At 53.6% G+C, this 13,943-nt stretch carries 15 protein-coding genes and 2 tRNA genes; 3 read left to right on the top strand and 14 right to left on the bottom strand.

All coding sequences use genetic code 11. The features are described 5' to 3' along the window. Positions 1-13 precede the first annotated feature (13 nt). The 10 genes from G523_RS0112520 to G523_RS0112475 form a co-directional block, all read right to left on the bottom strand. Positions 14-90: transfer RNA gene (locus G523_RS0112520), tRNA-Pro, on the bottom strand. Positions 91-130: 40 nt separating this feature from the next. After that, positions 131-559: a PaaI family thioesterase gene (locus G523_RS0112515; protein ID WP_022695406.1), complete on the bottom strand. Its 429-nt coding sequence runs from the start codon at positions 557-559 to the stop codon at positions 131-133. A gap of 6 nt (positions 560-565) precedes the next feature. Continuing rightward, positions 566-1,072 (bottom strand): DUF192 domain-containing protein, encoded by a 507-nt coding sequence (locus tag G523_RS19230; RefSeq protein WP_022695405.1) that lies wholly within the window; start codon positions 1,070-1,072, stop codon positions 566-568. A 54-nt stretch (positions 1,073-1,126) separates the two neighbouring features. After that, complete coding sequence (locus tag G523_RS19225) at positions 1,127-1,648, bottom strand: cold shock domain-containing protein (protein ID WP_022695404.1); 522 nt, start codon at positions 1,646-1,648, stop codon at positions 1,127-1,129. A 92-nt stretch (positions 1,649-1,740) separates the two neighbouring features. Next, positions 1,741-1,815, bottom strand: a tRNA-Glu gene (locus G523_RS0112500). A 64-nt stretch (positions 1,816-1,879) separates the two neighbouring features. Then, on the bottom strand, positions 1,880-3,643 hold the full coding sequence (gene recJ, locus G523_RS19220) for a single-stranded-DNA-specific exonuclease RecJ (RefSeq protein WP_022695403.1): 1,764 nt from the start codon (positions 3,641-3,643) through the stop codon (positions 1,880-1,882). Positions 3,644-3,647: 4 nt separating this feature from the next. Further along, positions 3,648-4,601: a class II fructose-bisphosphatase gene (gene glpX / locus G523_RS0112490; protein ID WP_022695402.1), complete on the bottom strand. Its 954-nt coding sequence runs from the start codon at positions 4,599-4,601 to the stop codon at positions 3,648-3,650. A 19-nt stretch (positions 4,602-4,620) separates the two neighbouring features. Beyond that, on the bottom strand, positions 4,621-5,910 hold the full coding sequence (locus G523_RS0112485) for a homoserine dehydrogenase (RefSeq protein WP_022695401.1): 1,290 nt from the start codon (positions 5,908-5,910) through the stop codon (positions 4,621-4,623). Between the two features lie 3 nt (positions 5,911-5,913). After that, on the bottom strand, positions 5,914-7,125 hold the full coding sequence (locus tag G523_RS19215; RefSeq protein ID WP_022695400.1) for an LL-diaminopimelate aminotransferase: 1,212 nt from the start codon (positions 7,123-7,125) through the stop codon (positions 5,914-5,916). Positions 7,126-7,155: 30 nt separating this feature from the next. Next, entirely contained in the window at positions 7,156-7,485 is a 330-nt protein-coding gene (locus G523_RS0112475) for a hypothetical protein (protein WP_155802714.1), read from the bottom strand. Positions 7,486-7,560: 75 nt separating this feature from the next. Here G523_RS0112475 and G523_RS0112470 point away from each other — a divergent pair, with 75 nt between their 5' ends. Then, a complete protein-coding gene (locus tag G523_RS0112470; protein WP_022695398.1) occupies positions 7,561-9,477 on the top strand; it encodes a PHA/PHB synthase family protein in 1,917 nt (638 codons plus the stop codon). On the opposite strand, the gene argC is transcribed toward G523_RS0112470, so the two are convergent. The 3 genes from argC to rplM form a co-directional block, all read right to left on the bottom strand. Then, positions 9,478-10,530 carry an N-acetyl-gamma-glutamyl-phosphate reductase gene (gene argC, locus G523_RS0112465; protein WP_022695397.1) on the bottom strand — a complete coding sequence of 351 codons (1,053 nt, stop codon included), beginning with the start codon at positions 10,528-10,530 and terminating at the stop codon, positions 9,478-9,480. It lies immediately after the preceding gene. A 72-nt stretch (positions 10,531-10,602) separates the two neighbouring features. Beyond that, the gene (gene rpsI / locus G523_RS0112460) at positions 10,603-11,085 is read right to left on the bottom strand and encodes a 30S ribosomal protein S9 (protein ID WP_022695396.1); all 483 of its coding nucleotides are present in this window, start codon (positions 11,083-11,085) and stop codon (positions 10,603-10,605) included. Positions 11,086-11,088: 3 nt separating this feature from the next. After that, the gene (gene rplM / locus G523_RS0112455) at positions 11,089-11,556 is read right to left on the bottom strand and encodes a 50S ribosomal protein L13 (protein ID WP_022695395.1); all 468 of its coding nucleotides are present in this window, start codon (positions 11,554-11,556) and stop codon (positions 11,089-11,091) included. Between the two features lie 36 nt (positions 11,557-11,592). On the opposite strand from rplM, the gene G523_RS0112450 reads away from it, so the two are divergent. Continuing rightward, entirely contained in the window at positions 11,593-12,612 is a 1,020-nt protein-coding gene (locus tag G523_RS0112450; protein WP_022695394.1) for a hypothetical protein, read from the top strand. On the opposite strand, the gene G523_RS0112445 is transcribed toward G523_RS0112450, so the two are convergent. Continuing rightward, positions 12,594-13,664: a COX15/CtaA family protein gene (locus G523_RS0112445; protein ID WP_051134844.1), complete on the bottom strand. Its 1,071-nt coding sequence runs from the start codon at positions 13,662-13,664 to the stop codon at positions 12,594-12,596. The genes G523_RS0112450 and G523_RS0112445 overlap by 19 nt on opposite strands. Before the next feature lie 76 nt (positions 13,665-13,740). Here G523_RS0112445 and G523_RS21105 point away from each other — a divergent pair, with 76 nt between their 5' ends. Then, a complete protein-coding gene (locus tag G523_RS21105; protein ID WP_033233195.1) occupies positions 13,741-13,935 on the top strand; it encodes a DUF2842 domain-containing protein in 195 nt (64 codons plus the stop codon). Positions 13,936-13,943: the final 8 nt, after the last annotated feature.

The raw sequence follows: 13,943 nt of genomic DNA, 5'->3' as shown, positions 1-13,943 counted from the left end.
GTCCTCACTTTAATGGTCGGAGTGGAGAGATTCGAACTCCCGACCCTCTGGTCCCAAACCAGATGCGCTACCAGACTGCGCTACACTCCGACGAAGGGTCCAATTAAAACGCTACGAGACAGACTTCAAGTCAAGATTTCTCTTTCTTGCGAATGAGATGGAAAACTCCCGATACACCGGCAATTTTCTGCTTCTCGTTTCGTGTAAGCTCGGCATCGACATAGACGATATCGCCATCAACGCCTGTGACACGCGCCTCGGCGATCAGCCAGTCACCGATTCGCACAGGCTGGAGGTAATCAATCGAAAGTCGCATCGTAACAGATGCTTGTCTTGCGGTATTCCAGACCGCCCATGCCATTGCGCTATCTGCGAATGCGGCTGTCATCCCGCCGTGCAGGAAGCCGAGGCCATTGCAGTGGCACTCTTCTACGCTCAGTCCCGTTTGTAGCCGGCCATCCAGTTTACGCCGGTAATACGGGCCGTTGTTGCGGGAAAAAGGCCCGCGACCCTCAGCGAGCTCAAATCCGTACGGAATAGCCGTCACAGTCGCGGGCATTCCGAACTATTCGGCAGCTTCTTCAGAATCAGACGTGTCTTCGGCAGGAGCGGTTTCGGCGTTGCCAAAAATCTCGTGAATGATCTGATCGCCCGGACGAATGCCAAACGCATTGGCCTGACCATCAGCGAGTTCGAGAACACCTTTTACAGGAAAGCCTGGATTTATGTGGCGTTCGGAATGAGCCTGAGCGTGGGCGACAATCGCGAGCACAGTTCCTTCTGCATCCATGAACACCATGTCGATCGGAAACTCGACGTTCCGCATCCACATATTCGGCTCACGCGGCGTACCGAAATCGAAGATCATGCCGCGGTCTTCAGCAATGCTCTCACGGAACATCAGACCGGTCGCGATTTCATCCGGCTCGTCAGCGACTTCTGCTGTAATCGTAACCGGGCCGTTCTGCGTTTCAATCGTGAGCGGGCCTTCCGGCATGAAAATGGCTTCCGACTGTGCGAAAGCTACAGGCGCCATAACGAGAAGCGAAGAGATCAGAAGAAATTTTTTCATAGCGTCTGTTTAATCAACTGACCGACATCCAGCAAGCAGGATAACGCACTCGCGTCAGCCAATTTCCTTGATCTGCTCGACGTGCTCGCCTTTAGGGCCTTCGCGGATAATCGCTTCGTATCTGCCGCCATCCAGCAAATCGTCCAGCCCGGCCTTTCGGACAGCGACCATGTGGACGAAAATATCGACATCCGAAGCATCAGGCCGGTTCACAAAGCCGTAGCCCTTGGCTCGGTTGAACCATTTAATCATGACCGTTTCGAAGGTTTCGTCCTGACTTTCCTCCTCTGGTGACACCAGAGGCTCATAAGACAGAATTTCGACCGCCTGCAGCCCTTTAGGACGGTCGGCAGCCATGCATACCATTCGCCCCCCTTCCTGCATTGTGGAAAGCCCGGCCGCCCGCAGGCAGCTGACATGAATCATCACATCGCTGAGGTCAGCATCACCGTCATCTGAATCGGGCGATAGGAAGCCGTACCCCTTTACGGCATCAAACCATTTCACCTGCCCGCTAATCTTCTTGAGCTTTACGGTCGATTCGCCGGCTTCCTCGGCTGGAAAGCCTTCGTTCATCTTTAAATCAGTCCCCTAAAATACGTTCGAGCAAGGTTAACATACCCCGTCTGGAACGGAAGAGGTCAAATCTAATTTTCAGGAAAGTAAAGTGGCACGCCCTAGGGGAATCGAACCCCTCTTTCCAGGTTGAAAACCTGGCGTCCTAACCGATAGACGAAGGGCGCGCTCTGCTGAGAGGGCGGATATAACGAGCCGTTTCTTCCTCTGCAAGCATTATTTCAAAGTTTTCTAATTTTTTTTCATCGCGTCGATGATTTCTATCTGAACGCTGTTTTGACCACGGGCTGAACCCCACTCGTCACGCTCCGGATAGCCTATCAGATCCACCGTTTCACCTTTTTGGAGCAAACTGCCGAGATCGGTTTCAGCGGCACGCCAGGCGATTGCGCTAATCCGGCCACTCCCGTCATCGAGGGTGACTTTCAAGTGATTTGCACCAATCACACGACTGAACACAATCTGTGCATTTTTTACGCGAACGACCGGTTTTGTTGCAGCTGCACCATATGGGCCAGCCTGCTCCACCACATCGATGAAGCGTGGCGTCATCGCGGAAACTAGCACATCAAAGTCGATCTGAACGACACGCGCCTCGTCGAGCTCCTTCTCCACGTTTGCAAAATACGTGGAGAGAAAATCGCGGAAATCCTGCATCCGTTCAGGATCAATACTGAAACCGCCCGCCATGGCGTGCCCGCCGCCCGTGACAAGAACGCCAGCCTCCGAAGCCGCTGAAATCGCCTTGCCAATGTTCAAGCCAGAAACAGACCGCGCAGACCCTTTGCCCACATCGCCGAACTGTTCGCCCCAGCCAACAACGGCGACAGGACGATGAAACTCGTCCTTCAGGCGTCCTGCGACGATACCGATAATCCCTGGATGCCATCCCTCGCCGCCGACCACATAAACAGGATAGTCCACGTTATGGCGCTGTAGCTGATGTATCTGTTTGCGGGCTTCGTTCTGGATATCGGCTTCGATGTCCTTGCGCGCTTGATTCAGGATAAAGAGCTGTTCTGCGATTGGAACAGCCTCCTCAATCGACAGTGACGCCAATAGCTGCGTTGCGAGCCACGGGTCACCTATACGCCCACCCGCATTCAGCTGGGGGCCAATTCCAAAGGTAAGGTCTGTAACCTTTCTCGGAGGGCTGCGCCCTGAAACCTGAGACAAAGCGACAATGCCAGGGCATTCGTCATGGGCCAGAATTTTAAGCCCCTGAACGACGAAGGCGCGATTGAGCGCAACGAGTGGCACCATATCGCAAAGCGTACCCAAAGAGCATAGGTCCAGATTCTTCATCAGATCCGGAAGATCAGATGCAGTGTAACTCAGCGTGTTACGAAAATAACGGTTCAAAGACGCAGTGAGGACGTAAACAACTCCCGCCGCAGCAAGATGTCCCTGCTCTGACTCACAGTCCGGCCGATTCGGATTCACCAGAGCCGCGCAGGATGGAATATCCTCACCCATTAGGTGGTGGTCGACCACAATGATATCCAGATCGATTTCAGATGCGCGCCTGAGCGCCGCCTCGGCGGCCGCTCCACAATCAACTGTGATGACGATATCGACGCCCTGCGCCTTTAAGGACTCAAATGCCTCAGGCGACGGACCATAACCCTCTTTCAGTCGATCTGGCACATAAAGAACGAGGTCCTGACCGAAATATCGAAAATAGCGGATCAACTGAGCAGCACTCGTTGCGCCATCCACATCGTAATCGGCCAACACCGCAACGGTTTTCTCTTCAAGAATGGCTTTAGCGATCAGCTCTGCCGCAACATCCATATCTTTCAAAGATGAGGGATCTGGGAACAGATTCCTGAGTGTTGGATGCAAAAACGCCTCAACCTCTTCGGGAGGCACCTCCCGTCGCAGCAAAAGCGCTGAAAGGCTGGCATCGAGCCCGGATTTGCGAGCGTAATCATCTAAGGTTTTGTCGTCGAAAAGAGGTTCTGACCAATGAAAGCCGCGTGCGGTTTCTGTCATAGCCTCACACCGGGCGACGCGTCCGTACGCGTCTTACAGAATGATCTGAAGAGGTCATAATCAGCGTTTCCGTTTCGACAGTACCTCTGCCATAAACTACACCGTCCAACAGGCCACCTTTCGTGACCCCGGTGGCACAAAACACCGTGTCAGATGTCACCAGTTCATCCAGTGAGTATATCTTGTTCAGATTCTGAATGCCCACGCGACGAGCGCGCTGCTTTTCTTCGTCATTGCGGAATACAAGCCGAGCCTCGAACTGTCCGCCAATGCATTTAAGCGCAGCTGCTGCAAGAACGCCTTCCGGTGCACCGCCCTGTCCAAGATACATATCAATGCCTGTAGACGGATCAGTCGTGTTGATGACGCCTGCAATGTCACCATCGGATATCATTGCGACCTTAGCACCGACTGACCGTAGCGATGAAATAATCTCGTGGTGACGGGGCCGATCAAGAACACATACCGTGATATGCTCCGGCGGAACGTCTTTCTCTTTTGCAAGCGCCAGCACGTTTTCTGCCGGCGTTGCTGCAAGCGTTACAATCCCTTGAGGCAGTCCGGGGCCAACCGCAATTTTCTCCATATAAACATCCGGAGAATGAAGCAGCGTGCCTCGCGGCGCGATGGCCAGAACTGATAGCGCGTTAGACATCGCTTTCGCTGTGAGCGTGGTGCCCTCCAGAGGGTCGAGAGCGATATCAATTTCCGGACCTTCACCCGTGCCGACGTCTTCGCCAATGTATAACATTGGTGCTTCGTCTCGTTCACCCTCGCCGATAACAATACGTCCACGCATCGGAACTGCGTTCAAGCCGGTTCTCATGGCATCGACAGCGGCCTGGTCGGCTTTCATCTCATCGCCACGTCCGGTCAGTTGGTGCGCAGCAATTGCAGCAGCCTCAGTGACCCGAATCATTGCGTCGGCAATAGCCGCATCGATGTTTGTTTCAGCCATAGCGCGTTCCTTCAGCTGATTAGCTGGCCTCGATCCGGATAAGTCTCGCCGGATTCGGCACCGCGCTGAGAGCGTTTATTTTAGACAGAGCAGACTCAGCCGCCGAATGAGAACAAGCATGCGTCACGATTGCTACCGGCGCAAACTCCGAACCTTCAGCAGAATCCTGCAGCAGCGCTTCAACTGATACATCTGACTTGGCAAGCTCTTCTGTGAGCGATGCAAGCGCACCTGCCTTATCCTGAAGGTCCACGCGGATCAGATACTTCGACAAAACAGAATCCTGCGCAGACTTATCGCAGAATTGCGTCGTCAGTTCAGATACGTGGAGGCCGAGAACCTGTTTGTTCTGGTCAGAAAGCAACGCTGCAAGGTCGCCAAGAACCGCGCTCGCCGTCGGGTGGGAGCCCGCGCCCGGCCCTGTCAGCGTGTAGTTTCCTGCATGTACCGTTTCAACCATCACGGCATTCAGTGGACCGTCAATTTGCGCCAAAGGCGAACCGAGCGGCAGCAGAACCGGCTCAACGCGGCAGATTACGCCTGCCTCGGTATTAGTAGCCTCTGCAATGAGTTTGATCTTGTGGTTCAGCTTGGCGGAAAGCTCGAGATCTTTAAGGCTGATCGTGTCGACGCCGCTGATATCAACTTGTGAAAAATCCAGCGGAACGCCAAAGCCGAGTGAAGCCAGAATAGCAATCTTGTGGGCGGCATCTGTGCCGGACACGTCTAGGAACGGATCTGCTTCGGCATAACCAAGGCGTTGGGCATCAGCCAGGACATCATCATATGAACGTCCGCTCGCCTTCATCTCTGTGAGAAGATAATTGCAAGTGCCATTCAAAATGCCGCGCAGCGATTTGATCTGCGTTCCAGCAAAAGACTCCCGAATTGCACGAACGACAGGAATACCGCCTGCAACAGCCGCCTCAAACAGAAGTGGCGTGCCAGAAGCGTCTGCGAGCTTTGCTAGCTCTTCGCCATGTTCTGCGATCAGCGCCTTATTGGCTGTCACAACTGGTTTGCCCAATTTCAATGCCGCCTCAACAGCCAGCTTAGCCGGGCCATCAGCTCCACCCATGAGCTCGACAAACACTTCAGTGTTTTCTGATTGAGCAAGCGCAACAGGATCATCAAACCAATCATAGCCGGAAATATCGACCGGACGCTGACGCGAGCGGTTACGAGCGCTAATTCCTACGATCTCGACGTCGCCGCCAAGACGAAGTATTTCCTGCTCCTGTAGTCGTTCAATAAGACCGGTACCGACATTGCCGAGGCCAGCAATGCCGATCTTGATAGTTTTAGTCATAACTTATCCTGTCGCGAGTTGAGGCGCGTTTTCGTCTGAAACTGTCTGCAGAAACTTTTTAATGTTCCGCGCAGCCTGACGAATTCGCTGTTCATTTTCGACCAGCCCAAGCCGGACAAAGCCCTCTCCGTGTTCGCCGAAACCAACGCCGGGCGATACGCTCACATGCGCTTCGTTCAACAGACGAAGAGAGAATTCTAGAGAGCCAAGATGTCTGACCGCCTCAGGCAGGGGCGCCCATGCGAACATGGATGCATCTGGTTTTGGAATATCCCATCCGGCCTGACCAAAGGAATCGATCAGAGTATCGCGGCGGGATTTATATGTTGCACGAAGCTCGTCCACGCAGCTTTGGTCGCCATTCAACGCTTCGCAAGCGGCGACCTGGATAGGCGTGTAAGAACCATAGTCCAGATACGACTTCACACGTGCGAGAGCCGCAATAAGGCGTTCGTTACCTGCTGCGAAACCAACGCGCCATCCAGCCATGTTGTACGTCTTACTGAGCGTAGACACCTCGACACAGATATCCTTTGCACCATCAACAGCCAGAATGGATGGAGGCGGGTCACCAAAGAAGATTTCTGTGTAAGCAAGGTCTGACAAAATCCAGAGGTCATGGCGCTTCGCGAACGCGACCGCTTCTTTGTAGAAATCAATATCTACAACCTGAGCCGTCGGGTTGGCAGGGTAGCAGAGCACCATAGCGGTCGGTTTTGGGACGCTGTGCATGACGGCGCGTCCTAGACCGGACAGATACTCTTCAGGCGACAGCGCTTTGACGTGCTGGATCGTCGCGCCAGCCATGATGAAGCCGAACGAATGGATCGGGTAGCTCGGGTTCGGAGACAGGATGACGTCACCCGGCGCAGCAAGCGCCTGAGCAAGGTTTGCGAACCCTTCTTTCGACCCCATGGTCGCGACAACTTCGCGATCCGGATCAAGTGTGACACCGAAACGACGGCGGTAATAGTTTGCCAACGCCCGACGTAGCCCCGGAATACCACGGGATGAAGAGTAACGGCTAGCCTTCGGCTTACGCGCCGTCTCAACGAGTTTTTCTACAATGTGCGGAGGCGTCGGGAGATCAGGGTTTCCCATTCCAAGATCAATGATATCCGCGCCGGACGCACGAAGGGCGGCCGCATTGCGGTTCACCTGTTCGAATACGTACGGAGGAAGTCGTCTGATCTTATGGAATTGTGGGGGTAACATTGTCTCTAACCAACTAGAATTGAGTGGCGATTAATAAGGCTCTTCGCCTTTATCTACCAGCCTTATTTGCTCTTCAGCCCAGCTTCGCATTTCTTCTGCTGTGATCGTGACGGGGCCTGGATCATTCATGTCCATTTCGGCTTGTGCACTGGATAAATCTTGCTGAATTTGAACCCATGGCACGTCAGATATTTCGGATGAAAGCTGGCTCGCCGTCTGCAAAGATGGATATCCATCATGAGAAAGGTCGGATCTACGCTCTTCAAACCAGTCAGGCGCGACATCCAGTGTGCTGCCCACTGAACTGGCACAGCCCGCAACGGCCAGCGTCAATCCCAAAGTTAATCCAATTCTAAACACAACCGACTCCAGCTTAGGGTTCCAGTAGTTAAATTCCGGTAGTACACTTGGTGAGCTAAATTGAGGCAAAAGACAATGGCGGGGAAAGTAAACCAGGGCTCAGGCGACCAGAATGCAGCCAACAATGGCGCTTCTGCGGCAAAGCCTTCTGATGCGACCGAACGCGCGGCATCCAGCGCGAAAAAGGCCGCACCGAAATCCATCAATGATGTTCTACAGGAGGCCGGGCCAGAAAAGCTCGAACAGCTTTCAAAAAACATCAACGATGCGCTATTTGAAAGTCAGGAAATCCTGCGTGAACTGACGACCGCCAATTTAAAAAAATCCGTCAATCCGACCCAGCCAGATCCATTTGGCGTCAGTAACGCTTGGGCAAAGATCGGCGAGAACCTCGCCAGACATCCAGATCGGTTGATGGACGCGCAGATGGCCCTTTGGGAAGGGCATGTGAACATTTGGCGCTCGCTCCTCGTCGGTGACAAAGAAGAGCAACCGGAAGACAAACGCTTTGCTGATCCTGAGTGGGAAAACAACCCGACCTTCGACCTGATCCGCCGCACATATCAGCTCAACAGCGAGTGGCTTATGTCTCTCATCGAGACAGCCGAAGAAGTCGATGACAGCACGAAACGTAAAGCGAGCTTTTTTGCCCGCCAGACAGCCGATGCGTTCTCTCCCACGAATTTCTTTTCGACCAATCCGGCTGCGTTAAGGGCGATGATCGAAACCGGCGGCGAGAGCGTGCTGGAAGGTTTAAAACTCGCTCGGAAAGATATTGAACGCGGTCATGGCAGGCTGCTCATCAGCCAGACCGACGGCACATCCTTCGAGATCGGAAAGAACGTCGCGACGGCCCCCGGCAAGGTCGTCTATCGAAATGAACTCATCGAGATTCTCGAGTTCGAACCTCAGACCGAAAAAGTCTACGAGATCCCCCTCCTGATTTTCCCTCCTTGGATCAACAAATTTTATATCCTCGATCTACGCGAGGAAAATTCCATGATCCGCTGGCTCGTATCCAAGGGGTATCGCGTATTCGTCGTATCATGGCGCTCGGCAGATAAATCGATGTCGGAATTCCGCTGGGACGATTATGTCAGCTTCGGCGCCTATGCCGCGACCGAGGCCGTGACAGAAATAACCGGTAGCGAGCATGTGAACGCCGTTGGCTATTGCATTGGCGGAACCATGCTCACTTCGGCTCTTGCGCGTATGGCTCAGGAAAACGACACACGGATTCAGTCCGTCACCTATTTCGCTGCTCAGGTCGATTTTGAAGAAGCAGGCGATCTGAAAGTCTTCACCGACGATCAGTCCATCCGACATATCTCAAAGCTCATTGATGACAATGGCGGCGTGATGGCGGGCGAAGATATGTCCGAGACCTTCAACTATCTTCGTCCCTCTGATCTTGTCTGGCGCTATGTCGTCGACAGCTACATGCTCGGCAAGAAGCCAAAGCCGTTTGATCTTCTGTTCTGGAATTCTGACCAGACCAATATTCCGGGCCCGACACACAAAACCTATCTGGGTGATCTTTATCGCGACAACGCGCTCGCGAAGGGCGAATTCCGCGTTCTTGGCCGGAAGGTCAAACTCTCAGACATTACAATACCTGCGATGTTTCAGGCCTCGAAAGACGACCACATATCGCCATATCGTTCGGTCTACCGGGCTGCGCGCGCATTCGGTGGTGACGTAGAATTCGTAATGTCTGGCTCAGGCCATATTGCAGGCGTGATCAACCACCCTGATGCGAAGAAGTATCAGCACTGGACGTTCTCCGAACTTCCGGAAACGCCTGACGAGTGGATGAATAATGCCGAAGAACATCCGGGATCATGGTGGCCACATTGGCACAAATGGCTCAAGAAACGTTCCGGCCAGAAGGTAGATGCGAAACCCGTTGACGATAAAGGCCTCGGAGACGCGCCGGGTACTTATGTGCTGGCACGCCTCGAAGATTTAGGTGTAGGGCCGTCCGCCGAGTGATTAAGGGAAAAGCGGCTGCAGGATAGACAGCCCCTCGCCTTCCTCGAAACCGAACATGAGATTGATGTTCTGCAGCGCCTGTCCTGCAGAGCCTTTTGTGAGGTTATCGATCACGCCAATAACGATGATTCGACCATCAACACGGTCGGCATGGACGCTTATTTCGCAGCGATTCGTGCCACGCACGTGTCGCGTGTCAGGCGGAAGGCTTCCCAAAGGACGCACATTAACAAACGCTTCGTCCGCATAGCGCGCGTTGAGCGCCGCATGGGCGTTTTCTACAGTCTGCCCGTCAGCAAGGTCCGCATAGATCGTGACAAGCTCACCGCGCGTCATCGGCACGAGATGGGGCGTGAATGTAACTCTCACCGGTTCCGCGAACCGTGCAGTCAGTTCCTGTTCGATCTCCGGAGCGTGACGGTGCGTGCCCACCCCGTAAGGATGAAGCCCTTCAGCCGCTTCGCAGAAGAGGTTCCCCTCTTTCAGAGAGCGCCCTGCACCAGATACACCAGATTTGGCATCAATGATCAGACCGCGCTTCTCAATCAGACCCGCTTCAGAAAGCGGAAGCAGGCAAAGCAGCGTAGCTGTTGGATAGCATCCCGGACAGGCAACTGTTTTCGCATCAGCCAGATAAGGGCGCGCAAACTCTGTCAGGCCGTAAACAGCACTCGCTGTGCGCTCAGGCGTCAAATGAGAGCGTGCATACACTTCCGAATAAACCGAGGCATCGCGGAACCTATAATCTGCAGACAGATCGACCACGCGCACATGATCAGGAAGCCCTTCAACAACATCCTGACTCGTACCATGAGGCAGACAGGACACAGCAACCTGAACATCGCTCCAATCGACGTCTTCGACCGTTGTGAGCTCCATGTCCCCATATGACGACAAATGCGGGTACACATCCGTCAGCTTGCGCCCAGCGAGCGCATTGGCAGTCGCAGCCGTCACGTTGATGAATGGATGCGACGCAAGAAGGCGCAACATCTCTGCGCCCGTATAACCGCTCGCGCCAAGTACGCAGGCATTAATCTGCTTTGAACCCATAGCCCTTCCCCTGATCGTAAAAAAGGCGCTCCAAAAGAAGCGCCTTTCTCAAAATAGAATTTCGAAGTCGTCTTAGCGCTTGGAGAACTGGAAGCTACGACGCGCTTTCGCACGACCGTATTTCTTACGTTCTACAACGCGTGGGTCACGAGTCATGAAGCCGTATGGCTTGAGAACCGGGCGAATTGCCGGCTCGTAAGCTACAAGCGCACGAGAGATACCGTGACGAACTGCGCCCGCCTGACCGGAGAGACCTGAACCTTTTACAGTACAGATCACGTCAAACTCATCGCGACGCTCTGCAGCGATCAGCGGCTGTTCAATAATCATGCGAAGAACCGGGCGAGCGAAATACTCGGTCTGGTCTTTTCCATTGATCGTGATCTTGCCTGTGCCTGGTTTGATCCAAACGCGAGCGACAGCAGACTTACGACGACCTGTGCCATAAGCACGGCCAAACTCGTCAATCTTCGGCTCAACGTTGATCACGGTCTCAGCAACGGCTTCGCCGCCAAGATCGTTCAGGTTTTCGAGGCTTTCGACGGTATCAGACATACGTTACGCCGCTTTCTCGTTTTTACGGTTCATGGATTTGAAGTCTACGACTTCTGGCTGCTGCGCCTCATGCGGGTGATCAGTGCCGGAATAAACACGAAGCTTGGAGAGCTGCTGGCGAGCCAGAGAGCTTTCACGAGGCATCATGCGCTTCACAGCGAGCTTGAGCACACGCTCAGGGAAACGACCACGCAGAATAGCATCAGCAGACAATTCCTTGATACCGCCCGGGTAACCCGTGTGACGGTAATAGTTCTTGTCCTGACGCTTACGGCCCGTGAAGGCTACCTTGTCCGCATTGATGACAATGATGTGATCACCACAGTCAACGTGCGGGGTATAGTCAGCACGGTGCTTGCCGCGAAGGCGTTTAGCAATATAAGACGCGAGACGGCCGACGACGACGTCAGTGGCATCAATTACGATCCACTTGTTTTCGACTTCAGCTGGTTTGGCCAAAAAAGTTTTCATTGCTCCACTCGGAGCCTTTCTTGAAGGTGTTGTTAAATGGCAGAGCGCGCGTCACTAAAGCGTAAGAATTCGATTGTCAATCAAAGAGCCGCATTCGGTGCGATTTTATTTTTAGCCGCCTGTGGCGGAAGTGAAGAAGTTCCAGTCAATCAGGGACCCGATTCTGTCTCTACACCAGTCGTCTGGCAAACAGAACGTTTCGACACAGGCCTGACAACACTATCAGTTTCACCAAGCGGAGAAGCCGTATTTCTTGTCGGCCTCGAAAATGAAGGACTGAAATTCACCAATATCGACGGAACTGCAATTTCTGAAGCAGCTCCTTACCGGAACGGAATTTCCTCTACCGGCGTCACAGCACAGATCGACGGAACATACCTTGTTCTGTTCCCTGGAGTGTCACGCAACTCTGATCAGATTGTCGTGGTCGTTCATGGTGACGGCCTGCTGGCACCTATTGAGGTAGAGCTTGACGTAAGTGTCACCGGATCAGTCGAAGGTGTTTGCGCGTCTCGCAGCCAGGACGACGGCTCCATTATGAATATCGGGTATTGGACGTCTGTTGACCCTACATCTCTCTATACCGGCTCCGTCGGTGCCGAAGGTACAGACTTCACCTTCACGCCCGGAGACATTGAAAGCTACGAACAGGACCTGACTGGCTGCGCACTTACTGACCGCGCCACAATTGCCAGCGGACGATTTGGAATCGACATTCGTTCTGAAGGATCTGATCCGGTACTGATCGATATGCCGGGCGTACCGACCTCTGTTTCAGCTATTTCCGATGGCAGCGACACAAATGTCGCGATGGCTATGTCCGGCGGTGAGGTTTATGTCGCCAACAGTGAGGGCAATTTCTCACGCGTTGAGTTTGCGGCAGGCCTGTCTGCGACCGGACCAGAAAATGTCCGCTATCTCGTCATGACACAGCGTGCGGACATTCCCGGCTTCTCATCCGGCTTCCTTGCAATGGATGCGCGGGGCGCTGACCGCACATCGCAAATTGTCATCGCAGATTATGAAGATCTGTTCCGTCAGTTGTCTGACAGCTGATACCGCGCCTTGAAGGTCGTCCTGATTGCGAGAATCAGGACGATCACACCAACGCCCTGGTGAACGAGCGCCAAAGATAGTGGCGCTACGTTCACGAGCGTGAATATTCCCCAGAGAATCTGAAACACAATCGAAGCTGACAACAGCATAACAGGTGCGTGATAGCGTCCCGTCAGGCCAACGGCCAGAATACGTCGTACCAGCAACCCGATACCAATAAATCCGATCAGATACGCGAGTATACGGTGATTAAATTGCGCCATGGCGATATTTTCAAACGGATTGCGCAAACCCAACAGTGGATCGACATAGCCTGACGGCACAAATTGGCCTGCCATAAGTGGCCAGTCAGTGTAAGTCCGACCGGCATCCAGACCCGCGACCAATGCGCCGCTCGCCATCTGAACAAATATCAAAAGCGCGAAGAGAGAAAAGAAAGCGAAACTTCCACTGAATCTTGCGTGTAATTGTCTCTGATCAAGGCGCATCCAGTACCAGGCGATAACGCCAATGATAAACAGCGCCAGACAAAAATGGGTCATAAGCCTGTAAGGGGCAACATCCACACGCGTGGTTTCACCGATGCCGCTTGCAACCATCCACCAGCCAATAGCGCCTTGAAGACCGCCCAGGATGATAAGAAATCCGAAACGGGCACCCCACCCCTCTTTCAGCCATCCATTTCGCAGGAATACGAGGAAGCCGGCAATGGCGATCACACCGATCCAACGCCCTAGCTGCCTGTGACCCCACTCCCACCAGTAAATGTATTTGAACTCTTCCAGAGACATTGAAGAATTTTGCAGCCGGAATTCGGCTGTGTCCTGATACAAGTCGAACAGTTCATCCCAATGGGCATCGCTTGTTGGCGGGATGGCGCCGGAGATCGGCTTCCACTCGGTGATGGATAGACCAGAATCAGTCAGGCGCGTCGCCCCTCCGACGAGGATCATCGCATAAACCATGACGCCCAGAAGCACGAGCCAACGACGCATCCATAGCCGCGCAGGCGCTGAAGGAGTTGAGTGTGAGGTGTGGAAGTTTTTTGTCATACGCCCTAAATGCGTGACACGACCAATTTGGCAAGTGCCTCGTCGACGCACCCGCCTTCAGAATGTGAGAAACCGAATGAGAAAATTCATCGCAATGCTGGCTATTGTCGGATTTCTGGTCGGCTATATCGCGCTCGCTGCGACAATCGGTTCGATGCTCGTCAATGCACCGCGTTGGGTCCAGCTTATTTATTTCGTCATCGCAGGTATTTTGTGGGCCTTCCCGCTAAAGCCAATCATGGACTGGTCTGGCCGCGGCGGGAAAGCCTGATTCTGTTT

It is taken from the genome of Ponticaulis koreensis DSM 19734 (assembly GCF_000420665.1).
Taxonomy (GTDB): domain Bacteria; phylum Pseudomonadota; class Alphaproteobacteria; order Caulobacterales; family Hyphomonadaceae; genus Ponticaulis; species Ponticaulis koreensis.
Note: the sequence above shows the minus strand (reverse complement) of the source record. Positions and strands in the feature narration are given on the sequence as shown.

Bases quoted from the DNA above. Each gene is read 5' to 3' on its own strand.
- G523_RS0112515 (WP_022695406.1), bottom strand. From the start codon at position 559: ATGCCCGCGACTGTGACGGCTATTCCGTACGGATTTGAGCTCGCTGAG.
- G523_RS19230 (WP_022695405.1), bottom strand. From the start codon at position 1,072: ATGAAAAAATTTCTTCTGATCTCTTCGCTTCTCGTTATGGCGCCTGTA.
- G523_RS19225 (WP_022695404.1), bottom strand. From the start codon at position 1,648: ATGAACGAAGGCTTTCCAGCCGAGGAAGCCGGCGAATCGACCGTAAAG.
- recJ (WP_022695403.1), bottom strand. From the start codon at position 3,643: ATGACAGAAACCGCACGCGGCTTTCATTGGTCAGAACCTCTTTTCGAC.
- glpX (WP_022695402.1), bottom strand. From the start codon at position 4,601: ATGGCTGAAACAAACATCGATGCGGCTATTGCCGACGCAATGATTCGG.
- G523_RS0112485 (WP_022695401.1), bottom strand. From the start codon at position 5,910: ATGACTAAAACTATCAAGATCGGCATTGCTGGCCTCGGCAATGTCGGT.
- G523_RS19215 (WP_022695400.1), bottom strand. From the start codon at position 7,125: ATGTTACCCCCACAATTCCATAAGATCAGACGACTTCCTCCGTACGTA.
- G523_RS0112470 (WP_022695398.1), top strand. From the start codon at position 7,561: ATGGCGGGGAAAGTAAACCAGGGCTCAGGCGACCAGAATGCAGCCAAC.
- argC (WP_022695397.1), bottom strand. From the start codon at position 10,530: ATGGGTTCAAAGCAGATTAATGCCTGCGTACTTGGCGCGAGCGGTTAT.
- rpsI (WP_022695396.1), bottom strand. From the start codon at position 11,085: ATGTCTGATACCGTCGAAAGCCTCGAAAACCTGAACGATCTTGGCGGC.
- rplM (WP_022695395.1), bottom strand. From the start codon at position 11,556: ATGAAAACTTTTTTGGCCAAACCAGCTGAAGTCGAAAACAAGTGGATC.
- G523_RS0112450 (WP_022695394.1), top strand. From the start codon at position 11,593: ATGGCAGAGCGCGCGTCACTAAAGCGTAAGAATTCGATTGTCAATCAA.
- G523_RS0112445 (WP_051134844.1), bottom strand. From the start codon at position 13,664: ATGACAAAAAACTTCCACACCTCACACTCAACTCCTTCAGCGCCTGCG.
- G523_RS21105 (WP_033233195.1), top strand. From the start codon at position 13,741: ATGAGAAAATTCATCGCAATGCTGGCTATTGTCGGATTTCTGGTCGGC.